At 67.6% G+C, this 22,040-nt stretch carries 22 protein-coding genes and 1 pseudogene; 9 read left to right on the top strand and 14 right to left on the bottom strand.

Translation table 11 applies throughout. The features are described 5' to 3' along the window. Positions 1 to 10: 10 nt before the first annotated feature. From HZS56_RS07595 to HZS56_RS07590, 3 genes are all read right to left on the bottom strand, one after another. Positions 11 to 931, bottom strand: a complete 921-nt coding sequence (locus tag HZS56_RS07595; protein WP_253913880.1) for a hypothetical protein — start codon at positions 929 to 931, stop codon at positions 11 to 13. 210 nt (positions 932 to 1,141) lie between these two features. Continuing rightward, positions 1,142 to 1,264, bottom strand: coding sequence for a hypothetical protein (locus tag HZS56_RS38695; RefSeq protein ID WP_301542992.1), 123 nt, complete (start codon positions 1,262 to 1,264; stop codon positions 1,142 to 1,144). A gap of 73 nt (positions 1,265 to 1,337) precedes the next feature. Continuing rightward, positions 1,338 to 1,820, bottom strand: coding sequence for a hypothetical protein (locus HZS56_RS07590; protein WP_216719913.1), 483 nt, complete (start codon positions 1,818 to 1,820; stop codon positions 1,338 to 1,340). 266 nt (positions 1,821 to 2,086) lie between these two features. On the opposite strand from HZS56_RS07590, the gene HZS56_RS07585 reads away from it, so the two are divergent. Beyond that, positions 2,087 to 3,493, top strand: coding sequence for an IS1380 family transposase (locus tag HZS56_RS07585; protein WP_216719912.1), 1,407 nt, complete (start codon positions 2,087 to 2,089; stop codon positions 3,491 to 3,493). A 159-nt stretch (positions 3,494 to 3,652) separates the two neighbouring features. Continuing rightward, positions 3,653 to 4,204, top strand: a complete 552-nt coding sequence (locus HZS56_RS07580) for a hypothetical protein (protein WP_216719950.1) — start codon at positions 3,653 to 3,655, stop codon at positions 4,202 to 4,204. 86 nt (positions 4,205 to 4,290) lie between these two features. Here the strand turns inward: HZS56_RS07580 and HZS56_RS07575 are convergent, their stop codons facing one another. From HZS56_RS07575 to HZS56_RS07555, 5 genes and pseudogenes are all read right to left on the bottom strand, one after another. Then, complete coding sequence (locus HZS56_RS07575; RefSeq protein ID WP_216719911.1) at positions 4,291 to 4,647, bottom strand: hypothetical protein; 357 nt, start codon at positions 4,645 to 4,647, stop codon at positions 4,291 to 4,293. Between the two features lie 516 nt (positions 4,648 to 5,163). Beyond that, positions 5,164 to 6,594, bottom strand: coding sequence for a hypothetical protein (locus tag HZS56_RS07570; protein ID WP_216719910.1), 1,431 nt, complete (start codon positions 6,592 to 6,594; stop codon positions 5,164 to 5,166). Between the two features lie 525 nt (positions 6,595 to 7,119). Beyond that, entirely contained in the window at positions 7,120 to 8,649 is a 1,530-nt protein-coding gene (locus HZS56_RS07565; protein ID WP_216719909.1) for a LacI family DNA-binding transcriptional regulator, read from the bottom strand. Between the two features lie 50 nt (positions 8,650 to 8,699). Beyond that, a complete protein-coding gene (locus HZS56_RS07560) occupies positions 8,700 to 9,080 on the bottom strand; it encodes a helix-turn-helix domain-containing protein (protein ID WP_216719945.1) in 381 nt (126 codons plus the stop codon). A 60-nt stretch (positions 9,081 to 9,140) separates the two neighbouring features. Next, positions 9,141 to 9,383 (bottom strand): annotated as a pseudogene (locus HZS56_RS07555) (helix-turn-helix domain-containing protein); the annotation flags it as partial. Between the two features lie 510 nt (positions 9,384 to 9,893). Here HZS56_RS07555 and HZS56_RS07550 point away from each other — a divergent pair. From HZS56_RS07550 to HZS56_RS07525, 6 genes are all read left to right on the top strand, one after another. Then, positions 9,894 to 10,826 (top strand): hypothetical protein, encoded by a 933-nt coding sequence (locus HZS56_RS07550; protein WP_216719908.1) that lies wholly within the window; start codon positions 9,894 to 9,896, stop codon positions 10,824 to 10,826. Then, on the top strand, positions 10,823 to 11,524 hold the full coding sequence (locus HZS56_RS07545; protein ID WP_216719944.1) for an ATP-binding protein: 702 nt from the start codon (positions 10,823 to 10,825) through the stop codon (positions 11,522 to 11,524). Before HZS56_RS07550 ends, HZS56_RS07545 begins: the two co-directional genes overlap by 4 nt. A 239-nt stretch (positions 11,525 to 11,763) precedes the next feature. Next, complete coding sequence (locus tag HZS56_RS07540) at positions 11,764 to 13,035, top strand: hypothetical protein (RefSeq protein ID WP_216719907.1); 1,272 nt, start codon at positions 11,764 to 11,766, stop codon at positions 13,033 to 13,035. Between the two features lie 386 nt (positions 13,036 to 13,421). Next, a complete protein-coding gene (gene mobC, locus HZS56_RS39195) occupies positions 13,422 to 13,709 on the top strand; it encodes a plasmid mobilization relaxosome protein MobC (RefSeq protein ID WP_030404903.1) in 288 nt (95 codons plus the stop codon). Further along, positions 13,706 to 15,442, top strand: coding sequence for a relaxase/mobilization nuclease domain-containing protein (locus tag HZS56_RS07530; protein WP_216719905.1), 1,737 nt, complete (start codon positions 13,706 to 13,708; stop codon positions 15,440 to 15,442). Before mobC ends, HZS56_RS07530 begins: the two co-directional genes overlap by 4 nt. Before the next feature lie 104 nt (positions 15,443 to 15,546). Next, on the top strand, positions 15,547 to 15,927 hold the full coding sequence (locus HZS56_RS07525) for a hypothetical protein (protein WP_216719904.1): 381 nt from the start codon (positions 15,547 to 15,549) through the stop codon (positions 15,925 to 15,927). 203 nt (positions 15,928 to 16,130) lie between these two features. On the opposite strand, the gene HZS56_RS07520 is transcribed toward HZS56_RS07525, so the two are convergent. Next, positions 16,131 to 16,952: an SPDY domain-containing protein gene (locus HZS56_RS07520; RefSeq protein WP_216719903.1), complete on the bottom strand. Its 822-nt coding sequence runs from the start codon at positions 16,950 to 16,952 to the stop codon at positions 16,131 to 16,133. A 158-nt stretch (positions 16,953 to 17,110) separates the two neighbouring features. Further along, positions 17,111 to 17,464, bottom strand: coding sequence for an SPDY domain-containing protein (locus tag HZS56_RS07515; protein ID WP_216719902.1), 354 nt, complete (start codon positions 17,462 to 17,464; stop codon positions 17,111 to 17,113). 255 nt (positions 17,465 to 17,719) lie between these two features. On the opposite strand from HZS56_RS07515, the gene HZS56_RS07510 reads away from it, so the two are divergent. Next, positions 17,720 to 18,778, top strand: a complete 1,059-nt coding sequence (locus tag HZS56_RS07510; protein ID WP_216719901.1) for a hypothetical protein — start codon at positions 17,720 to 17,722, stop codon at positions 18,776 to 18,778. Between the two features lie 536 nt (positions 18,779 to 19,314). Here the strand turns inward: HZS56_RS07510 and HZS56_RS07505 are convergent. From HZS56_RS07505 to HZS56_RS07490, 4 genes are all read right to left on the bottom strand, one after another. Next, the gene (locus HZS56_RS07505) at positions 19,315 to 19,902 is read right to left on the bottom strand and encodes a class IV adenylate cyclase (protein WP_216719900.1); all 588 of its coding nucleotides are present in this window, start codon (positions 19,900 to 19,902) and stop codon (positions 19,315 to 19,317) included. Positions 19,903 to 19,913: 11 nt separating this feature from the next. Then, complete coding sequence (locus HZS56_RS07500; protein ID WP_216719899.1) at positions 19,914 to 20,576, bottom strand: class I SAM-dependent methyltransferase; 663 nt, start codon at positions 20,574 to 20,576, stop codon at positions 19,914 to 19,916. Beyond that, entirely contained in the window at positions 20,494 to 21,066 is a 573-nt protein-coding gene (locus HZS56_RS07495) for a hypothetical protein (RefSeq protein ID WP_216719898.1), read from the bottom strand. The genes HZS56_RS07500 and HZS56_RS07495 overlap by 83 nt, the downstream gene beginning before the upstream one ends. Before the next feature lie 61 nt (positions 21,067 to 21,127). Next, complete coding sequence (locus HZS56_RS07490; protein WP_216719897.1) at positions 21,128 to 22,030, bottom strand: radical SAM protein; 903 nt, start codon at positions 22,028 to 22,030, stop codon at positions 21,128 to 21,130. Positions 22,031 to 22,040 lie beyond the last annotated feature (10 nt).

Raw genomic sequence — 22,040 nt, 5'->3', positions numbered from 1 at the left:
TATGCCCAGGTCACGAACCCCCGGCATCCACTGCGAGTCGCAATGCATCCTCATGCTCGACCGCTGCTCCCAGGATGGCATCCACCGCTGACATGATCCGGATTGACCTACCTTCTCCGTCTGTGGCCGGTACGCGCCTTTTGGCCGTAATGCTGTGCTCTACCAGCTCGACTAGTCGGGTTTGCTCCGGCCCGCCCGGCTCGGAGAAGACCAGTCGAGCCCGGGCGCGCTCGGCACCGGTCACCACATCGGAGATCTCCTCCAGGTCAGCCAGAAGATGCTCGCGGTGCTCCTTGAGTTCTTTCTTCTTGGGGACTGAGATGATCATGGTTACGCTGATCTCCCCGTACGACTCTCCAGCTACCTGGAGCGTTCGGGCCAAGCCACCGCGACGGCCGCTCAGAGCACCCATCTTGTTGGCCATGATCTTCACTTCCACCCTGCTTGCGCCAGAGGCGCTCTTCAGCTTCTCCACCTCTGAGTGCGTCACCACAGGGCGAATCTGCAGCTGTGCACCAGGGAAGATCTGGATCCCGTTGAGCCAGGTCTCCAGCGCCTTGTGCGAAGGCGCCGACACGCCTCCCTGCATGATGCCTACAACGTTGCCGAAGGGCAGGAAACAGATCACCGACGTGTCCAGGTAGCCCTCATGCGCAGACTGCTCCAGCTCGCGCAAGGTTCCCGTATCGAAGTTCATGACAGACAACCACTCGCCGGCATCCTTCACGCGATGCAGGAGGAGATGGTCCTGCATGTCGTAGGTGGCGATAGTTCCCACCATTTGTGAGTCTGCTTCGAAAGTACGGGCTGCGACGGGTGCTTGGGCGAGATCCGAGAGGGTGCCGTCCCAGTCCATCTGCTCGGGGATTCGTCGGGCTTCGCCGTCCTTGAGGACGACTACCTCGTAAAAGCCAACCGTGCGTTCCTTCAAGTGGCCCAGCGTTGCCAAGGCGCCCCCTCACTCGTGCCAACAACAGCAGGCCATGTGTATATCCGACCCCCAGTCGGTCACGGGCTGCTGCATAGATCGTAGCCCTGCGCAGCGGGCCCAAAGAGCGCGAACCAGCCAAGAGGAAGCCTTGCTGCTCGCCTCAGACATCACACCGTCCCTGTCGAGCCAGACGAGCTACATCTTCCTAGATCACGTGGTGATGCTCTTGCAAGCCATGTCGATGAAGTCGATCCGGGCCTGGATGAGCCGCTCCCGGTGGGCGGTCACGTCGTTGTCGATGTACTGCGAGGTGATTTCGAAGACCGGTCCCATCAAGGCGAGAACTGAGGCACGAAGGCGGTGAGGGCGGTCGCTCCCCCACGGCAGCCGAGCTTCCCCGCACTTGCTACGAGACACCTTCGTCGGCCTGCAAGGCGAGCACCAGCGTCTGACCCCCGGTCAGGATCGTCTGCGCGTCATCCGGACACGGCGACCCTTTGATGCCCGCGTTCTCGTCGTTCAGGCACTCGTGGTCGCTGTACGCGTCCACCGCGGCATCCACCTTCTCGAGCTCCGCCACCGTCCGCGGATACGAGGAGCTGCCGCCCGCCTCGTTCACCGCGAGCTCCAGGTCCCCGACCACCAGAGCGATATCCGTGAGGTGCTCCGCGCACGCCTGGTCGCCCACCTCGTTGCACACGGCGTCCGTGCCGTCGGTCGCCTCGGAGAGCTTCGGCCCCCACACGCCGGCCAGTTTCCCCGAGGCCGACGGCGCGGACGCGGACGACGTGGCTTCCACTTTCTCGTCCCCTCCGCCGTCGTCTCCGTTCGAGCAGCCTGCGGCCAGCAGCGCGGCGAGCAGAACGGTGGCAGCAGTGGTGCGGCGCATGGGTCCCCCAGGAGTGATCGAAGTTCTCGAGGCATCATGCGACCACGTAGAGGCAACGTGAAGGATCTGTCGCAGATCTGCGACGTCTCATGGGCGCCCAATCCCTCAATTCCGGCCCCGACCGAACCAAAAGAGCAGCAAACTAGCCTCGCCGTTTCACTTGGGTACGCGTGGCCTGGGGGCGGAAACGCGAAAGTGCCTTCCTGACCTGGGACGATGAACCTTGCTGAGGGGTTCTGTCGGTCCAGGCGGAGGGCACTTTCTACGTGCAGGGTATCGGGTTGCGTCCCAGGGTCCATGTCAGTGCCGATGGTTCGGGGGTGGTCGGGCATGCCGGGGCACGGTTGCTGGCGGATCTCGCTGATGCCACCGGGCTGACCGCCGCGTACTCCGCCGCTCTCAGGCCGCTTCGGCCGCGCGGGACCGGGCATGATCCGGGCCGGGTCGCCACGGACCTTGCGGTGATGCTCGCCGACGGTGGTGAGGCGATCGCGGATCTGGCCGTGCTGCGGGACCAGGCAGGGGTGTTCGGCCCGGTCGCCTCCACGCCCACGGCTTGGCGGTTGCTCGCCGACACCGACGAGGCTGTACTCGCCGCGCTGCGGACGGCCCGCGGTTCGGCCCGGGAAGTCGCCTGGATGCAGGCCGCCGAGACCGGCGAGGGCATACCTGCTGCTCGGGCCGGCGGACGAGAACTTCCCGGCCTGGTTCTGGACCTCGACGCCACGCTGGTGACCTGCCACTCCGATAAGGAGCAGGCCGCACCCACCTACAAGGGCGGCTTCGGCTTCCACCCGCTGCTGTGTTTCCTCGCGAACACCGGCGAGGCCGTATCGGGGCGGCTGCGGCCCGGGAACTCCGGAGCCAACACTGCCGCCGATCACATCACGGTGCTCGACCAAGCGCTCGCGCAAATCCCCGACGCTCACCGGCACGGCACCGACATCCTCATCCGCGCCGACAGTGCCGGATCCGCGAAAGCCTTCCTCGCTCACGTCCGCGACCTGGGGAAACGAGGAATCCGTACCTTCTATTCAGTCGGATACGCCATCACCGAGCCGGTCCGCCGAGCTGTCCGGACCATGCCCGACCGCCTCTGGTATCCCGCCCTGGACCAGGACGGGACGCTGCGTGACGGTGCCGAGGTCGCCGAGCTGACCGGCATGATCGACCTGGCCGGCTATCCGACCGGCACCCGCATCATCGTGCGCCGCGAGCGGCCGCACCCCGGAGCCCAGCTGTCCCTGTTCGATCAGGACGAGGGCCTGCGCCATCAGGCGTTTCTCACCGACACCCCCTACTCCGGGGGCGGATCCGCCCAGTTCCTGGAGGTCCGTCACCGCGGGCATGCCAGCGTTGAGGACCACATCCGGTGCGGCAAGACCACCGGCTTCGGCCGCTTCCCCTCCCGCGACTTCAACGTCAACGCCGTCTGGCTCGAACTCAGCCTCGCGGCGATCGATCTGCTGGCCTGGACGCGCGTTCTGCTGCTGGACGGGGAGCTGGCCACTGCCGAGCCGAAGAAGCTCCGCTACCGACTGCTGCACGTCGCCGCCCGCCTCACCCGCGGCGGCCGACGCCTGCGCTTGCGGATATCGGCGACCTGGCCCTGGAGAACCGAACTGGCCACGGCCTTCCATCGCCTCGCCGCACTGCCCCGTCCCGCCGGCTGACCGGCAGGCCCCTGACCGCCCACGACCCGAAGGACCCTGGAGAACCCGACCACCGCGCCGGGTCTCCACCATGTCCAAACACCGAAAGCGCGTCAGCCACCCGGCAGTTCCCCCTCAACGACACCTCATCGCCCCAACCGAAACGGCGAGGCTAGGGCAATGCCAGCTACCAAGACCACCACCCAGCCCTACCCGCCCGGCACCGAATGGACGTTCACCAGCCGCCGCAATCCCTCTTTCACGCAGACCACCCAACTCGTTCTCTACCCCGAACCCGACGGCAGCGCCATGTCCGACGACTACCTCCCCGACGAGGCCGACGCAGCCACGCTGTGGCGGAAGTGGGTCAACCAGTACGCCGTCACCTACCACCAGCGCTACCCCGACAAGTACCGCCTGGGTGAGGTGCCCATCTTCTGGGCAGTCACCAAGCCCTCCTTCGGCGGGGTCTTCGAGGCCGCACCCCACGCCCCGAACGTCCTCTCCGAAGACTTCCTCACCCACTACACCCACCCCACGCACGCCAAGAACGGAGAGCCGATCAACTGGGCTCGGCTGCTCGTGATGGACAAGGCATGGAACGACACGGGTGCAGACAAGGGCGGCTTCATCCAGGAGGCGACCGGGTGGAAGCCAGCACCGCTGCAGTCGAGGATGGACTTTGTGACCGTCGGGCGGGCGGCTGGCCTCTACGTTCCTGATCTGCGCTGAGCCGCATCCCCTGGCCCCGCCATACCATCGGCCGTCGCGCCTGCCGTCTGGTCTTCAACCCCTACGCTGCTGTCCCGGGCCCGGCTTCACACGGATCCCCGTACGGTCGCGTCAGCCCGCAGCCATGGACCTCCATGCTTTGTCTCCATCTTCATGACAATCAACCGGCGACCGCACTCGGCATCGGATAATCGGGAGTTACGGCTGTGGAGGCTCGGCCGGCCCCGGTCGTCACCTGCGTCACCGCGGTCCTGGTGGCCGGCGGCGTCTTCTACGGCTGGGTGTACCTGCTGCAATTCCAGGAGATCGACACCACCGCAAAGCTCGACGCCAAGGCGCTCGACCTGGTGGAGCTTTCCTTCGGCGCGGTTGCCGGGGCCGGCGCACTCGTCGCCCTGGTCGCTGCTTACCGCCGTCAGCGCGTCGACGAAGCCGGTGCTCACCGGGAAGCAACCCGGCTCCACACCGAACGTTTCTCCGTGGCCGTCGCCACACTCGGCTCGGACTCCCCTGCCGCCCGGCTCGGTGGCGTCCACGCCTTGGCCGGCCTCGCCGACGACGCCCCCCCTACAACAGCCTGCGCCAGACCTGCAGCGACCTCCTGTGCGCCTACCTCCAGCTCCCTTCACCCCAGCCCCTGGCAACGACCCCGCCCACCAAAGGGAACATCACCGCTACCTGGCCCTGCGCAAGGTGCGGCACACGATCCTGCGCCTCATCGGCGAGCACTGCCGACGTCCCAGGGGAGCCCACCAATAAATCCAATCAGACCTGCCGCGACCGCCCACCCGGACGATCTCCACCTGCCTGACAGAGTTGCCTAGCTCTTTCGGCCTCGCGCGGTATGCCCAGTGCTCACCAGTCTCCATGCACCTATTGAGCCAGGCCCGTTGGCCCCGCTACTGGGCAATCGTCGTAACTGCTGAAGTGAGACGGTTCTCCGGACGCTCTGCTGTGTCTCATATGACTGAATCATCAACTGGGAACGTATCCGCACGCAGCGCCTCTATTGACTGCTGCAAAAGACCCGCGAAGCAGGTTCGGGTACTCTCCAGGTGCCGCGTGAGCCAAATTTCTAACTCGTCGTCTGCCGGTGCCGAGTAGCCGTCAACCGAAGTCCGCGTTTGGCAGATATGATGGAGAATTAGCCTGCGCACATCCGGATTATTGAAGTATTCGGTGTGCACCAACGCACTGCCACTCTCCATGAGGAACCTGCCAGAACCTTGACCGTCTTTCGGCACGCCTTTCAATGCTGCAATAATCAGTAGCTCGCGCGCCTTTGGTGCGAGCATGGCGTTGCAGTCAGTGACCTCCCGATCGATTTCACGAATGGTGCGAACAGGGAGGCCCAAGTGGGTGCAATCGTGATCCAGTGGTAACGGCCAGGGTGAGACATAGGCGGCAACAGTGCGAGGAAGGTCAGATCCCTGGACACTGCGCGCCAAGGTCCGGGCGAGCTTTCGTGTCCACAACGGCGCGATGCATCGATTTACCCAAGTGACGACTGGCTTGGTTGCGGATAATACAGAAGTGCGCCGAACGTGCGGCACCAGGGTGATCGTGCGAATTGGGTCCGGTATAGTCAAATTCGGTAGCGGTACCTGATTGGGGAGACGCGCCAATTTTCGGCGGGCGCTCAGCGCGCCCGATGACCACAGCAGCTCATACCTGACCTGGTGGTGAGCCAGAGCCGAGAGCACGTTAATGGCTTCATCAGATGGCGACCATAAGCCCAGCCAGCGCCCGGAGAACCGACGAAAGACACCAGGTACAGCCCGCTCGCGAACTAACAATGAATCACTATAGTCGCTGACTCTCATCGAGCGGAAAGTCACCAGCCAGCACAAGACGTAAGGAACACTCCACGCATTGGCGGTGTCGCTAGTTAGCACCGCCCTGCCCCAGTTCCCCCCGAAAAGAGCAGCAGCGAGAGGTACTAGTGGAAGCGCCGTCAGCAACATCGGAATCAGAGCAACGTACTCTTTGCCCAAGATGCGCCAGGCTGATGATGATTGGAGGGACAGACAACGGGAAAGCAGCCCTCGGCGCACCGGCATGTAACGCATGAATGGGGTTCCGACGGTCGTCCAACTTCGCAAACCTTGCAATTTTATCGCCGACCGAATGGCTTCATACTCGGCCGAGTCAGGAAGATCCCGAGTCTTGTACCTCACCCACCAAGGGTCGTACTCGTCGCGCCGGGGCGGGATGATCGGTTGGCCACCTGATAAGACTTCAGGATCGTTCAAGGCCCGGCGCAGTTCCGCATAAACCTTGCCGTGATTACGTGTAACTTCGGCACTGACCAGAGCCTCCCAGATTACCGAACCGCCATGACTATGGCCGACCAGGTGGTAATTGCGTCCTTCATTTTCAAGTTTCAGCATGAGCGCCAGCAATCTATTAGCTGCATGCAGTCGGCTAACCTGGCTATTCGCGCCGTCCCATCGGAACAGTCGGACAGATTCGTCGGGCAGAGCGATGTCCGCCGGTAGGTGTTCTTGGAGCCATCGCCAGTTTGGGCTGTCTCGCTGCCACCACCGGTCCCCCCTTTCACCGTCGGCGGTGGAGAAGGTGCCATGAACGAGGATGACAAGGTCGGGGAGTTGCTCAGGGTCAGCGGACGGTGAAGCAGGACCGGGGCGTGATGCTCGCATGGCTCATTGATAGCGCCGTTGGCTCCGTTCGTCCTGAGTATCCAAACTCAGCTCATGACGCAGGCGTGTCAGCGCTCAGCACATCGCCCCCGTCTCACGATGACCAAGCCAGAGCGGCTCTGCTGTGTCTCGTGAGACACAGCAGAGTCTGGAGGAGGGCGGCTGCCGCGCGGTGACGATGCTTCCTCGCGGAGGCATCATGGACATGGACGTGCCCTCCGGAAGGGGTCGCCGGAAGGCACAGGTCTTTGCTCGCTACGACTTGACGGACACCCGTGACACCTCATGTGCCCGCAGGAGAGCACTCAGTACGCGCACTGGTGACGTGGCGCTCATGGCCAAACGCGCGTCGAGTGCTGCCTCCCACTGCTCGGTCAGCCCCAGCTTGAGGCGCTTGCGCATGCCTGGGGTGACGTGGGCGTAGCGCGCCGAGACCGAGCCGTCGATGTGTCCCATGCGTTCGTCCATGAGCACCTTCTCGGTTCCCAGATCCTCCATCATCGTCCGGTGGGTGTGGCGGAGGCCGTGGGGCGTGAGTCCCTTGGCTATCGGGAGCCAGCAGGCGTCGGCCCGTTCGCTGGCCCCCCGACCGCGTGCCGGGACACCGGGCCAAGGCTCGCCGAGTAGGGGCACGGGCCGCGGCTCTTGTGGTGCCTTCTTCGGGTACCAGCCGGAGACCGCCGGGGTGAACAGCCAGGTCGCGAAGCCATTCCTGCGCCAGTGGGCGGCATGCTCCGGCACGACGCCGCCCAGCACGAACCCCAGGTCCGCGATGGCCTGCTCGACCTTCTCTCGCGTGGCCTCGGTGACGCGTTTGGGGTGGTTGAGCACGTTGGACACCGTGCCGGTCGAGACGTCGGCACGGCGGGCGACGTCGACGAGCTTCGCGCCCTGGTGGCCCCCGGTACGGGCCGCGCCCTGTCCTCGGAAGACGTAGGTCTTGCCGTGGCAGGGGCATGGCTTGGGCTTCGTGCGGGCGATGTGGTTGGCGACCAGCGCCGACAGCCAGTCCATCGAGTCGATGGTGCGGTAGCTGTCGTCCTTCGGCGGGCAGCGCACCAGCTCCCCCGTGTCGAGCTCGTACAGCTGCCACTCGACCCGGACGGCTCCAGGGCGGACGAACGCGGTCTCCAAGCCGACGATCTCGCCCCAGCGCATGCCCGTGTACCCCTTGAGGACCACGGCGACGAACTCGTCGTCGCGGCCGGAGAGCAGGGCAGCGCGCTCGGCGGTCAGCAGGAGGCCGAGCGCGTCGGTGACCACCTTCTCCGGACCACGGTCTCGGGAGCGGCCCGCGCGCTTACCCCGCCCGCGCCGGCGAGCAGCCGGGTTGGACGTGATCAAGCCCTCGTCGATCGCGTCCTCGAAGATCAGGTGGAGCGTCGAGCGCCAGGTCTTGACGCTGGAGGCGGCATAGAGGGCCTTCTCCTTCTTCTCCCACAGGTCGACGTCCGTGCGCAGGATGCCGGCGAGCGCCTTGTCCTCGAAGTCGGGGAGCAGGTGCTCCTCGATGTGGCGCTTGTAGTTCTGCATGGTCGAGGCCGCCAGGTCCTGGGCCTCGTACCAGCGGTTCGCGTACTCTCCGAAGGTCTCCTGGCCGAGGGCCGGGTCGCGCCAGTCGCCGCGCCGGAACTTGTTCTCGGCCTCGGCCGCTGCCCGTTGGGCTTCGCCCTTGGTGGCGAACCTGATCGCCTTGCCGTTCTCGTCAACGACCGTGTTGTGCTTGCCGGGCGCGACCTTGTAGCGGCCGCGCCAGTAGTTTCCGCGCTTCTCCGCGAAACCCAAGTTCCGCTGCCCCTCTCTTCCTTTCTTCGGCTACGGCAGATTCGATCGGGTCACGCGACAGTGCCGTATTGCTGCTGTCGACGCGGCGGGCGGGCCCGCAGACGAGTCGCCGGCGCAACGACAGGGCGGCGAGGTTGCCCGGAGCCGGTCTGCGCACCGGGCTCGGAGAGCGGCTCGGTCACCCATGCGACTGCCTGCGCAGGCTGGGCCGGCCGCTCCTCGTAGAGGTGGATGATCTCGGCGAGGTGCTCGGCGGTGAAGCGGTAGGCGCGGCTGACCCGGATATGCGGTATCAGGCGCCGTCGCGCGCGGTCCTTGACCCACCAGGCCGAGCAGCCGAGGGTGTCGGCGATCTCCTCAGGGCGGTAGAGGCGGGGCGGAGGGGCGTCAGACGGCCTGTGGGGCACGGGCGCGGGCGTGGATCGGTGCAAGAGGGCGGCTCCTGGTCGGGAGGTTGGGGAGGGCTGCGTGGGCGGCTCAGGCGGCACCCGGCCCCTGAGGAGGGCAGCGGGTGACACCTGCAGGGCTGCGGCGATGGCGACGAGGTCGTCGATATCGCATCGCCGCTTGGCGAGTTCGATGCGGGACAGCATCGTGTTGGACATAGGACGCCCCAAATCGGTATACCGTGCGGCGAGTTGGCACTTCCCAAGGTCGCGTTCCGCGCGAAGAATTTCGATGGTGCGAGCCGCCAGCATTCCTGCGGGCCCTATTTCCAGCGATCGTGCTGCCATGACTCCAGTTGTAGCGCGCATTCGCCGGTTTGGTTAACCGGCGATCGTCGGCTATGTTGCGCCGCGCTCAATCGGTGAGCGCGGTGGTCGGGGTGCTGCGCTAGGTCGGACCCCCGAACGGGCCCCGACACCAGAGAGCCTCTCTGACGTGGGGTGTTGTGTTGTAGCTTCGTCGCTCGCAGGACGTCAACGGCTTGCCGATGTGACCCTTCTGGCTTGGGATGCGGGGCAACTATTTGGTCAACCGCCGATCGTGCCCTACCTTTTTCGCACCGCCCTCGCCGACGCGATTTCCAGCGGCGTTTCTGCCGTGAGAGATTGCGCCGGATAGGGCTGGACTTGCGTGACCTGGGTGTGGCTATGTTGACGACACCCCGGAAAGCGCGAGCGGCCATCAACGCTCCCGCGTCAACGGCCAGGCATTCCAGGGCGCTTCACGCCCGACCCGCCCCCGACCGACGGTGAACGGTGGGACCCAGTCCACCGGCCACCGAGTGAGGACCGCCCCTCTTGGCACGAATCCGCACCATCAAGCCGGAAGCCTTCGTCTCCGAGTCTCTGGCCGCCGTCTCGTTGACCGCAGAGCGCACCTTCTTCGGCCTGCTCACCCAGGCTGACGATCAGGGGCGCCACCGCGACCACGCCGCGATCATCGCCGGGCAGTTGTGGGTCCTGCGCCCGGAACATACGCCTGGCGCTGTCGAGCACGACCTCGCCCAGCTCGCCGACGCGGGGCTGATATGCCGCTACAAGGGTCCGGGCGACAAGCGCTACCTGCACATCGTCACCTGGCGGCAGCATCAGAAGATCAATCGCCCCAGCGCGAGCCGTCTTCCAGCCTGCACGCACCACGACACGCAGGCTCGCACCGCGCCTAGCGTCGATGCGTCGGCTGCGGGAGTGGGCGTCACGGAGCCCGCACCGCAGCCTCACGGAGCCCTCCGTGAGGGCTCCGGGCGAATACGCGAGCCTGCGGTGAATCCGGTCACCGATGAAGAAATAGCAGGTCAGAGCAATTTCAGTGAGCCCTCCGTGAGGCAGCGAGGAGGGCTCAGTGAGGGAGCGGTGACGCCTCAGCATCCGGATCTAGGACCTAGGATCATGGATCTAGGAAATACCCCTTCGGGGGGCGCGAGCGCCCCCGCACCCCACGCCGTCTCGGCCAACGAGCTCATCGCCGAGTACGCCGCCGCTTGCACACACCGTCCGCCCAAGGACGTCCTGAGCCATCTCGCTCGTGAGGTGCGCAAGCTGCTCGGCGAGGGCATCGCCCCCGCCCACATCCGGGCCGGCCTGGAACGGCACCGCGCCAAGGGCCTGCATCCCAGCACTCTGCCGAGCCTCGTGCACGAGGCCATGAACGCGGCCCCCACCGCGCTGGTTGTCCACAGGGCGTGGACAAACCCCGCCGATGTCGAAGCCGCCTACGGAGGTGACCTCTGACCGCCACCCTCACCCGCGAGCCCCACCGGGTCGGCCCGCTGGCCGACCGGCTCAACGGCATCCTTGCCAGTCGCGGCATCGACCTCGCCACCGCCGCCGTCGAGGAAGGGCACGCCGAGCCCGTCACCGCGCTGGAACTCGCCGACGCCAGGATCCCCGCCCGCTACCGCCGAGCCCTGGCCGACCACCCGAAGGTCACCGCCTGGGCCGACGAGATCGCCCGCGCCGGACGCCCCGGCCCCGGCGGGCCGGGCATCGCCGAAGGCCCGTCGCTGCTGATCGCCGGCCCCACAGGCACCGGCAAGACGTACCAGGCGTACGGCGCCATCCGAACCCTGCTCGCCCAAGGGGTCCGTCTGCGCTGGGAAGCGACCACCACCGCCGACTTCCACGCGCGTCTGCGCCCCCGCGCCGGCCACGACGCCGAGCGTGACCTGCAGACCCTGGCGCGCTGCCCGCTGCTGTTCCTGGACGACCTCGGCGCGGCCAAGACCAGCGAATGGACCGAGGAGCTGACCTACCGGCTCATCAACCACCGGTACGAGCACATGCTCCCCACCCTCGTCACCACCAACCTTCCTATGGAGCAGCTGCGCGTCACCCTCGGTGACCGCGTCGCCTCCCGCCTCGCCGAGATGACGGAGCGCGTCATCCTCGACGGCCCCGACCGACGACGCCGCACAGTCCCCGCCGCCTGACTGGCCGCCTCAGCGCCCTCTCTTGGCCGGGCCCGCCGCGTCACCCGCGCTGACACCAGCCCTACCCGCGCCAGCCTCTCGCATAGGCGGTTGCTCAGCGCTCCGTCGATTCGCCCTTCGCCCTTCGCCCTCAATCCTCGACGCCTTGGAGCCCTCTCCTGCCTCCTCACAGCCCCGTCCCCCTCGCCATACGGATCAGCGGCCCGCCGCTCCTCCCCGACTGGGCCACCTCCCCGGTGATGACCGTGGCGCTCCTCATCCCGCCCGTGCTGCTCGTCCTGCTCGCCGGGTGGCTGATCCGCCAGCAGCGCCGCCGGCAGCATCAGACCAATCGCTGGCGCGGGACTGTCGCAGTGCCGGTCGCGGCCGTGGCCGCCCTCGGCTGCACCGCGTACAGCGCGGACACCAGCTGGCGGTTCGCCGCCGACTACCTCGACATGGGCGGCACTGCCGAGCGCGTCGCGATGTTCGCCGCCGCCGAGCTGGCCCTGTTCGCCACCGCCCTGATGGCCCGGCAGAACCTCAACGGCCCGAAGCAGGCTCCCGGCCTGCCCGGTACCCTCACCTGGGTCATCACCGCAGTACAGGTTCTGCCCGCCTACGCCGAGTCCGGGCTGGTCGGCGGCACCGTGCGGGCCTTCGTCGGCCCGGTCATGGCCGCGATGCTGTGGCACCTAGCCATGGGCATCGAGCTGCGCCACCGCGCCCCCGACGCCGCCTCACGCGGCCTGGCTGCCGTCCTCGTCCGTCAGGCACGCGAACGCCTCCTGGCCCGGCTCGGCATCGCCGACCAGGACGCCGATGCCGCCCGGCTCATCCGCGAGCGCGCGCTGAGCGAAGCCGTCGCCCTGATCCTGCGCGCCGAGTCGATGACCGACCGACAGCGCGGAAAGCGGCGGGAGCGGCGTCTGACGGAACGCCTGCACGAGGCGCTGGAGCGGGCCGGCGTCGACGGGGATCCGCGCCAGGACGAGCTACTGCTGCGCAAGCTCGCCACCCGCAAGCAGGCTCTCGGCCTCGCCTCCATCACGCTGCCGCCGCGCTGGCAGATTCCGGCCTCGTCCCCCGCCCGTGAGTCCGGGCACAGCCGCCCGCGCTCCGGCCGCCCGGAAGCCCTGCCGCGGGCAGAGGACGCTGCCCGCCAGCACCCATCAGATCCGGGTGACGAGGAGATGCCTCCGGCTGCCCGCCCGGTGCCCGGGCTGCCCACACGGGCAGAAGCCGAAGACAGCCCGGCGCTCACGGGCACCAGCGCGGGCAGCGTGTCGGGCAAGCGTGATCGGAAGGCGGCTGCCCGGAAGAACGGCGACGCCAGCAAAGCCCGCGCCTCTGACGAGGTCATCCTCAAACACGCTCGCCGCATCTACGAGGAGACCGGCAGCGTCGGCCGCGACCGGGTCGAAGACGCCCTGCGCACCGTCGGCTACACCGTCTCCAGCGACGGCGTCGGACGAGTCGTCCGCGAGTTCAAGGCCCAGCTCAAAGCAGCAGCCGGTGCTCCGTCCCGCTGATCCCCGCAGCACCAGCACTCCCAACCAGACCCCGACCGAAGGGCCCCATGCACACCCCGCACCACGATGACCCCACGTCCCGCGAGGAATCCCTGCCGACCGCCCCCGCCCCGTCGGGAGCAAGTTGGAGGTCCGGACACTCCCCCGCAGGGGAAGCGCCCGAACCCGACCCCGCGCCGGAGGCTGCGGGTCCCGTCCGGCGCCAGGGGGCTCCGGGCGGGAAGGCTGCGACCGAGGGCGGACCGCAACCAGGCAAGGTCAGCCCGAAGGAAACGGCCAGAAGAGGTAAGTCGCGTCGGCGTGACAAGAAGCAGCGTCCTGCCCACAGCGTCCGCCTAAACGACCAGGAACTCGCCATCATCCAGTCCGGCGCCGACCACGTCGGCATGAGCGTGGCCGGGTTCCTGGCTCACTCCGCCCTGGCCGCTGCCCGCGACCAGTCCCGCACCGCGGCAGTCATCGCCACCGAGCGGGACGTCCTGACTGCCCTGTTCGGTGTGCGCCGTCAGCTCGGCTGGGCGGGCAGCAACGTCAACCAGGTGGCCAAGGCACTCAACTCCGGTGCCGAGGCACCTCACTTCGCCGCCGCCCTGACCAACCTGCAGGACGCCGCACGGGCCGTCCAACGGGCAGCCGACAGGATCACCGGCGGGCAGGAGGTACAGGCGGCTTGATTCCCCGGATCCACCAGCAGGGCAGCAACACCCTCGGGCTTCTTCACTACCTGTACGGCAAGGGCACCCGCGAGGAGCACGTCGACCCGCACCTGGCCGCCTCCTTCGACGGCATGGCCCCCGACCCCGGCCGCGACGCGTCCGTCACGAAGAGGGACCTTCAGCACCTCCTCGACCAGCCCCTGTCCCTGCTCGACGCAGGCCAGCGGCCCGACAAGCACGTCTGGCACTGTTCGGTACGCGCTGCCCCGGACGACCCGCTGCTGTCCGACGAGCAGTGGGGCGACATCGCCCGCCGTGTGGTCGCCGCCACCGGCATTGACCCCGGCGACGGTGCCGGCTGCCGCTGGGCAGCTGTCCGGCACGCCGACGACCACATCCACATCATCGCCACCCTGGTCCGCGAAGACGGCCTCCGCCCCAGCCACCACCGCTCAGGTAAACGCGCCCAAGCCGAGTGCCGCCTGGTCGAGAAGGAACTCGGCCTGCACCAGGTCGCGCCCGGGGACGGCACCGCTGCCAAGCGGGCCACCAGCGCCGAGCGGCACAAGGCCGAACGCGAGGGGCGGGACCGTCCGGCACGCGACGAGCTGCGGGAGAACGTACGGCGCGCCGTGGCCGGCGCTGCGGGCGATGAAGAGTTCTTCGACCGGCTGGCCGCCGCCGGACTGCTGATCCGCAAGCGCATCGCGCCCTCGGGCGACCTGCTCGGCTACAAGGTCGCGCTGCCCCATGACCGCAATGGTGACAGGGAGCCGGTGTTCTACGCGGGCTCCACTCTCGCACCCGATCTATCCCTGCCCCGCATCCGTGAACGCTGGATCCCGCCCAGGGAGGCTGCCGCCTCCGCGGATGGCGCCCGGCCGGGGCAGCCGGCCCTGCCGGACGTGACAGGCCCCGCGTTCGCGCGGCGCAGGGCCTCTGCGGCCGCCTGGCAGGCCCTGTTGATCATCGATCGCGGTGAGGACGGCACAGCGGCGGCTCAGATCGCCGCGGCGGGTGAGATCCTGGACGCGCTCGCCAAGACCTCCGCCGCTCGCACCCGCGCCGAACTCCGGGAGGCCGCCTTCACGTTCGAGCGGGCCAGCCGCTCCCATGTCAAGGCCGTACGCGGGGGCGACCACGCCCTGCGCCAAGCGGCCCGCGATCTCGTCCACAGCGGGCCAGCCCTCGGTCGGGGGGAGGACGGTGCTACCACCGCCATGCTCATCGACATGGCGTTCTTCCTCGCCGTTGCCGCGTCGAACTGGCACGCCAAGAAGCGCCACAGTCAACAAGCCGACGCAGCCCGGAAGGCCAGTGAACACCTCCGCGTCGCCTACCAAGCCGCCGCAGCCCACCCCATGTCCGTCCTCCGCCAGCGAGGCCAACGCCTGGCCCCGCGCGTCCGGCAACGGCAAGCCGACCTTCTCCACCAGGTGCTGCCGGACCTGGCCACCAGGGTCCAGGAAGAATCGGGCTGGCCCGCCCTGGCCTCCACCCTCGACGAGGCCCGCAGGGCCGGTCATGACCCGGCGGCTCTGCTGACCGACGCCGCCCGGCGACGCGAGCTGGGCACTGCAACCTCCGTCAGCGACGTCCTCGTCTGGCGGCTGCGACGCAGAGCACACCTGCCTGCTCTGCCTGAAAGTCGCTCCGGCGCATCCAGCCGAGGCACTGGGCGCCAAAGGTCGTCGGCACCCAGCACACCGCTGGTGCATAGCCCCGTGAAGGATTCCAGCCGCCGCCGCTGACCGGAAAGCAGCGCAACATAGCCGGTGATCGCCGGTTGGGCAAACCGGCGCTTCTCCGGACCATTGATGTTTCCACCCACCCCACTCCTGTGAGGAGCACTCGTATGCCTACGACCCAAGCCCGACCGGAAGTCGTCGTCCTGCTCTGCGACGCGGACTACAAGCGTCTGCGCGAGACCAAGAGGTGGTATCACCTCGACGGTCGCCCGTTCAGCGAGGAGGAGCGGGAGCGCGCCGAAAACGCCGATCCTGTCGAGTTGGAAGAGATGCGGTCACAGTCCGTGCGATACCAGGCGTACGTGCGCACGGTGATGGATGCACCTGCAGATCTGGAGCGCTTCCTCGCCCCGTTCATGGAGCGGCTTTCAGTGAAGACCCTCGGCAACGCCGTCGATCTGATGAACGATGACGAACGAGCCGAGCTCAATCGCCACCTCGCCCGCATCGTCAAACCCGTCCGGCGGTTCGCCCCTTACACCTTCTGACCTGAAGGCCCCAGACCGACGTGTGACCGACGTGGTGAGAGCCGGCCGGCACGACGGCCCTGGTGTCTGACACAGATGCGTACGACTTCCCGGCAGCCGACCTCCGCGAGCCCGTGACGCGCGGGCTCCGCCCTGCCCGAGCAGACCACGCGTCGAAGCCGGGCCTCCATCGGGAGTGCCCGGCTTCGACGCGTCGGTTGACCTCAGACCGCTGGAGCTCGCAGGAGCCGGTCGCGAGTACTCTCGGGCAGTACCCGGCGCAGGACCGGTGCGCTGGAACTGAGGGAATCGGCGAACGCGGCGACGAGGTCGTGCGGTACGCCTGCACCGAACGAAGTTGCCCACAGGTAGCCCGCACCGAACACCGGCTCGGCCCACGCCTGCCACCCCACCGGGACCGCATCGCCAACCGCAGTCACCAGCACCAGCGGGTCACCGTCCTGGATGAGGGGCGGCACCTCACCGAGGCGGACGTGGGAGGCGAAGGTCGGATCCACCATGCCCTGACCGAACTGATCGACGTCACGCATCCAACCGTGCGCTCCAACCGCTGCGGTGACCAGTTCCGGGCCACCGAGCGACAGGGTGGGCTGTTCACGGGCGTCGAGCGCGGTGAGGAACGCGCCGAGGGCCTCTCCGGGGACCTCCGGAGTGAAGTAGGCCGACCACTGGGCGAGCGGGCTGCGCAGGTCCGTACGTGCGGACACCTGCCAGGCGATCGGCAGGTCACCCAGGTGGAACGGCTCGTCCGGCAAGACCCACTGCGCCCACCGCAGGGAGTCGGGACTGATGTGCAAGACGGTGCTTCGCAGGACCTGACGGTCCTCCGGCGCCTCGTCCGGCTCCTGCCGTCCGCGGACGATCACCAGGCTCGTCCAGCCGAGGCCGGCGAGTGTGTCGGCGACGACGTCGTACAAGCGGCCGTCGTCACCGGCCAGGTGCCGGGGGCCGACCCAGTACGAGGAAGGGGCTCCGCCTTGGACAGACGGGTCGAACGGGACGTCGGAATGCAGGTACGCCTCCAAAGACTTGGGAGTGTTGATGCCGCCAGCGGCACGCGAACGGGGACCGCGCCAGCCGTGCGGCAGTATCTGGGGCAGGTGGCCAGGCCGCGTGCCCGTGCCTCGCCTTCACCAGGCAGGACACAGGTCCTCCGAGAGACTCCGACCCGAGTTTCGGGATGTCACAACTGCCGGGAGGTTTCCAGCACGCGAGCTACTGCGGCGGCAACGACATCGGCCGGCGTCTCGGTATCGAAGGACATCTGGTAGCCACGCACCGTGGCCGTACCAGTGACGGCGATCTTCCATCCCTCGCCCTCGGTGCCAGGGCGCCCGAGGGGGAACCAACCCAGGTAGAAGCGACCATCCCTCGAATTGACGTGTACATCCGCGCGGTCGTCCACCACAACGTGGAAGTCGTCGGCGGAGAACTGATCCGTCACGAGCGTGGCCTGGCCCGGCCCGAGCAGCCAATCACGCAGCCGCAGGGCTTCGACGGTGCTGGAAAAGCCGAGCCTGGTGGACGGCTCAGTCACCGGGAATCACCTCTTTGACCTGGTGCTTTACAAACAGGTCGTCCACGTTGACATGCCCGTGCCGGACTGGCCAGTCATTGGCCGATCTTTGTTGTCTGCCCCCGGCGAACTGTCCTTGGACAACCGAAGCCGGTCGCCCTGACATCCAACCGCGGCGCGTTCGACACCGACCCCAGGCGGCGCTGCTCTTTGCCATCCAGCCGAGTCGTCGCACATCAACCAGCCATGTCAGTGTCCGGTCGCATACTGACGCCCATGCAGCTTTCGGCGTACACACTCAAGCGGGCCTGGCACCACGTGTCCGCGGACTCTGACGTGCTCGACGACGCGATGCTCCCGCCCATCGGCACCTCACCCGACCAGTACGAGCAGCACATGGGTGAGTCGCACGGTCGTCTCTTCCTGGTCCTGGACGACGACGGCACGGTGCGCGGCCACATCGGCCCCTACCGGGAGGTCTTCGCCACTCAGGATCTGGATCAGGTGCTGTACTTCGCCGCCGAGGACGCGATCCGCAAGCTCGCCGAGCACATCGCAGCACGGTCCCCGGGCCGCGGCCCAGTGGCCAATCTCGTCTCCGGGCAGGCCGAGCTGCTGGACCGAATCAACCCCGCCTGGGGCAGCCGATTCCGCAACGGCGGCATGGACGGTTCGCAGCCCTCCGCCACATGCGGACGCGATCCACTGGAGCGCCTCGCCTGGATCGCAGGCAGCTGGCGCGAGCAGGACCCCTATACCCACCTTGCCTTCTTCCGCGGCGAGAACACCAGCGCCGAACAGATCGCCCTGCTCCACGGCGCCGACCCCGCACAGATCGCCGCCGGGACCCGCCTTGCGGATCTACGTAGCATGGACGGCGGGACCTTCGACTACTGGGACATCGTCTGGGAAACCTGCTGCTACGGGCAGGCCGGCGACTGGGCGTTCATGATGTACCACGAGACACCCGGCTACGGGCCCGACCTTGAGGCCCTCGCCCGACTCGGTGTCACCGAGGCGGTACACCTGAACGCCACCTCCGCGAAGGCCATCTACACCTTCGACTACATACGCGACGGCCACCGTATCGACGACGACTGGGGCGTCCTGGAGCTGATCTGGTACGACCGAGGCTGCACCCCCTACTTCCGAGGCGGTCAGCTCGACTTTCTCAACCAGGCCATACGCCGCGCCGAACTGGACCACCCCGAACTCACCAGCGAGTTCGAGCTGTACTTTCACGCCTTGGAGGACGCTTTCGACCTCCAACTGCCCAGGCAGGACATCCAGGAGGGAACAGTTCGGGCCACGCAGTGGACACGCCGCAACAGTTGACGGTTCCATCCCCAGAAGCTTGCCAAGGGCCGTGGCATCTCACGGCAACCCGCTTCAGCAGTGGCAGGCATACCCAGAGACCCGCCCTGGTCACGGGGCTCATGCCGCGGGGGACGGTAGGCACTTCCATGACCAGGGCGGGGGCTTAACCGCGGCGGAGGAATCTGCGCTGGCTCCGGTGCCTGCCGACGCGCCGGGCGGCGGGTGGTCCGGCTGCGGGGGCATCACTCGGCCGCGCAGGGCGAGTAGGTTCGTCCCGGCTGAGGAGAGACTGCCAGACCCTCTCCTGAAGCGCTCGGATGCAGGGTCCGCACGCGTACATCGGTGCCTGGGCGCCCGCGACACGGGCGGGGCCGATCCACAGGACTCGAGTCCACCGCTGTCCGCAGTAGAGCCAGCAGGGCCCGTCGACCCACTCGTTGCCGTCGTCCGTGGCCGCGGGAGCAGGCAGACCACCGCGTGCGAACTCGGCTATCCCGGGGATCACCCTGTGCCGTAATGCGGCTTCCGTGAGCATGGCTTGTCCGCTTCCCTGGTCACTTGCTTCGGACCGCCGAGGAAGCGTCCTCCTGCTTCTCGGCGTCGGAGAACAGGAGGGTGGGCTCGGCGAGGATGTCGCGGCCGACCTCGCTCTTGTAGATCTCGTCGACGCTGCCGAATCGGGCTTCGGAGTAGTCGAGGTCCAGCAGCGCGGCGGCCTGCCGGACCGATGCCTCGTCGGGCCCCTCGATCTCTAGGAAGGTGGGGAGGTCGGGCCAGGTGTCGAAGTCGAAGGCGACCCCGCCCAGACGCCACTCCTCGCGGTAGTTCTCCTGGTAGCGCACCTCGGTGAGGCCGACCCGCCGCAGGATGTCGGCCATGGCGTGCAGGTCGGACACCTCCGTCTCGATCTCCTTGGTGCCGTCGATCGTCGTGGCGTCGGTGACCTGCTTGAGCGTGAGGGTCGACCGGGTGCCTTCGTCCCGAAGGCGGATCCAGGCCCCTCCGTCGAGGGAGTCGTTCTCGAAGATCTTGCGGGTGAGGAGGGTGCGGGGGAACGCCTGGACGGCTCCGAGGGCGGTCAGCTTGGCCTGGAGGCCGGTGGCGTCGACGGCCAGGAACTTCGCCTCGTACTCGTGCTTCATGTGTCCTTCTCTCAGAAGTGGTCGGTGAAGGGGGACGTTCGGGCTGCCATGAGCAGGCCCATGCGGTGGGTGTGGTCGTTCGGCTGGCCGACGTGGGCCCGTTCCGTGAACTCGTTCGTGCGCAGGGTGAGCAGGATTTCCCAGTCACCGATGAAGTGAGGGAGCAGGCGCTCGGGAGAGGTGTAGTGCTCGGTCATGTGGTGGCGTCTTTCGACGGGCATCATGAACTCCGCACCGAACACACCGCCCGGGCGGACCAGGCGTTGCATGCGGTCGACGAACTCGGCGAGCGGGCGGTGGTGGTTGGCACTGTAGTGCCACGAGCAGCTCGTCCAGATCGCCTCACACTGCATGCCCAGGGGCTTGCCCTCGAGGAAGTCGTCCTCAACCACGTGGACACGGGAGTGGAGTTCTTCGAGCTTCAGCCGGTCGATCAGGCCCATCGCATGGGCCTCGCTGTCACCCGGAAGGCGTACCTCGCCTCCGTGCAGGGCGAGCGCGTCGCGTTCGATGGCGACCACGTGGTAGCCGGCGGCGGCCAACGGCAGGACGAACTTGCCGTCGCTCGCGCCGACGACCGCGACGGTGGCGTCAGGGGCGACACGCTCGCGCAGTGTGCCGAGGAACTGGGGGAAGAAAGTGAGGGTGTGCTCCCACACGCTCTGGGTCTGCATGGGAGTTCGCTCCTTGCCTGTCGGTTTCTGTGATCACACGGAGGACCTCTTCGGGGCTGCGCCCCGTGGTGTCGACGCGACGCATCGGGAACGAGGCGTAGGCGTCGATCACCTGGTCCGGGACGGTTTCGACCAGTGCGTCCCACTGCGTCGCTGGCTTGTCCCGAGCGGCCAGACGACGGCGGCGTTCGTCGTCGCCGCAGACGAGGTAGTACGTGACGGGTGTCGGGAGCCGGCGCGGCAGCGTGACGCCGAGCCGAGCCCCCATGGCCTGGTGGGTGGCGAGGCACCGGGCGAAGTAGCTCTCGACGACTACGGGGACGCCGGCGTCGAGGTGGCTCTGGATTTCCTCGGTCGCGGTGAACAGCGCGGAGAGGTAGAGGCACATCCGCGCGTCGACGTTGGTGCGCTGGTCCACGGCCGCTCTGAGGGGCTGGTACAGGGCGGGCACGGTGGGGACGAGGACGGCTTGTCGGGCGGCGGCGAGCATCGGGGCGATGGTCGACTTGCCGGTGCCCCGTAAGCCCTCAAGGCTCTCGAATCGCGGGTGGTCAGGCACGGGCGTACACCACGTCCGGCACCGCGAGCGTGAGCTCGTCGCTGGCCGAGGGCTGGTGGACGATGCGGCCAGCGCTCTTCTTGTACCAGAAGGCGTGAGAGTCCTTGCCCACGGCCTTGCAGGACATGGTCAGGGCACCACGCGGGTCGGCCTCGATGCGGTCGATCTCGCGGGGCCCGCCGGTCGGGGCGCAGAGCTGTGGGGCGCCGTGCTCGGAGAGGTCCTCGTCGACGATCACCTCCAGGGGCAGGTCGGCCGCCGCGAGCTGTTCCCGTAGCCGGCCGTAGGCACCCGGGCCGGTGACCAGCAGCTCGGGATGGTTGGCGGCGTTGCCGACGGGCCGCAGGTGGTGGAGCTTGAGTTGCTGGACCCCGAGTCGGGCCAGGATGCCGGCGAGGGGGAGTACCTCACCGATGTTCCGTGAGGTCACGGTCATGGTCGCACCGGTCGGAACTCCGAGGTCCCGTGCCAGGCTCAGTGCGTCGAGGGCGCTCTGGTAGCTGCCCTGCCTGCGGATGCCGTCGTTGGTCGATCCAACGCCCTCCAGGGACACCCTGAGGAGGTCCAGGTGCGGCGCGATCTCTGTCAGGCGTCGCTCGATCCGGTACCCGTTGGTGCAGATCTCGACGCGCTGGCCCAGTTCCTCCTTGGCGTGGCGGACGACCTGCGGGAGGTCCCGATGAACGAAGGGCTCCCCGCCGAGCAGGGTGACTTCCTCCGTGCCGTACTCGTCTCGCATCAGAGTGAGGAGGCGACTGGCTTCGTCGACGGTGAAGGCGTCCGCGTACTGAAGCCGCTTGCCGTGGAAGCAGTGCAGGCACGTGAAGTTGCAGCGGTAGAGCAGCTGCAGGTACAGCATCCGGATCTTCCTGATCCCGGTGACTTCCCTGATCACTTGGGCTCCT

It is taken from the genome of Streptomyces mayonensis (genome assembly GCF_018982965.1).
Taxonomy (GTDB): Bacteria; Actinomycetota; Actinomycetes; order Streptomycetales; family Streptomycetaceae; genus Streptomyces; species Streptomyces mayonensis.
Note: the sequence above shows the minus strand (reverse complement) of the source record. Positions and strands in the feature narration are given on the sequence as shown.

Bases quoted from the DNA above. Each gene is read 5' to 3' on its own strand.
- HZS56_RS38695 (WP_301542992.1), bottom strand. From the start codon at position 1,264: ATGGGACCGGTCTTCGAAATCACCTCGCAGTACATCGACAACGACGTG.
- HZS56_RS07590 (WP_216719913.1), bottom strand. From the start codon at position 1,820: ATGCGCCGCACCACTGCTGCCACCGTTCTGCTCGCCGCGCTGCTGGCC.
- HZS56_RS07580 (WP_216719950.1), top strand. From the start codon at position 3,653: ATGCCAGCTACCAAGACCACCACCCAGCCCTACCCGCCCGGCACCGAA.
- HZS56_RS07570 (WP_216719910.1), bottom strand. From the start codon at position 6,594: ATGCTGAAACTTGAAAATGAAGGACGCAATTACCACCTGGTCGGCCAT.
- HZS56_RS07540 (WP_216719907.1), top strand. From the start codon at position 11,764: ATGACCGTGGCGCTCCTCATCCCGCCCGTGCTGCTCGTCCTGCTCGCC.
- mobC (WP_030404903.1), top strand. From the start codon at position 13,422: ATGAGCGTGGCCGGGTTCCTGGCTCACTCCGCCCTGGCCGCTGCCCGC.
- HZS56_RS07525 (WP_216719904.1), top strand. From the start codon at position 15,547: ATGCCTACGACCCAAGCCCGACCGGAAGTCGTCGTCCTGCTCTGCGAC.
- HZS56_RS07510 (WP_216719901.1), top strand. From the start codon at position 17,720: ATGCAGCTTTCGGCGTACACACTCAAGCGGGCCTGGCACCACGTGTCC.
- HZS56_RS07505 (WP_216719900.1), bottom strand. From the start codon at position 19,902: ATGAAGCACGAGTACGAGGCGAAGTTCCTGGCCGTCGACGCCACCGGC.
- HZS56_RS07500 (WP_216719899.1), bottom strand. From the start codon at position 20,576: ATGCAGACCCAGAGCGTGTGGGAGCACACCCTCACTTTCTTCCCCCAG.
- HZS56_RS07495 (WP_216719898.1), bottom strand. From the start codon at position 21,066: ATGCTCGCCGCCGCCCGACAAGCCGTCCTCGTCCCCACCGTGCCCGCC.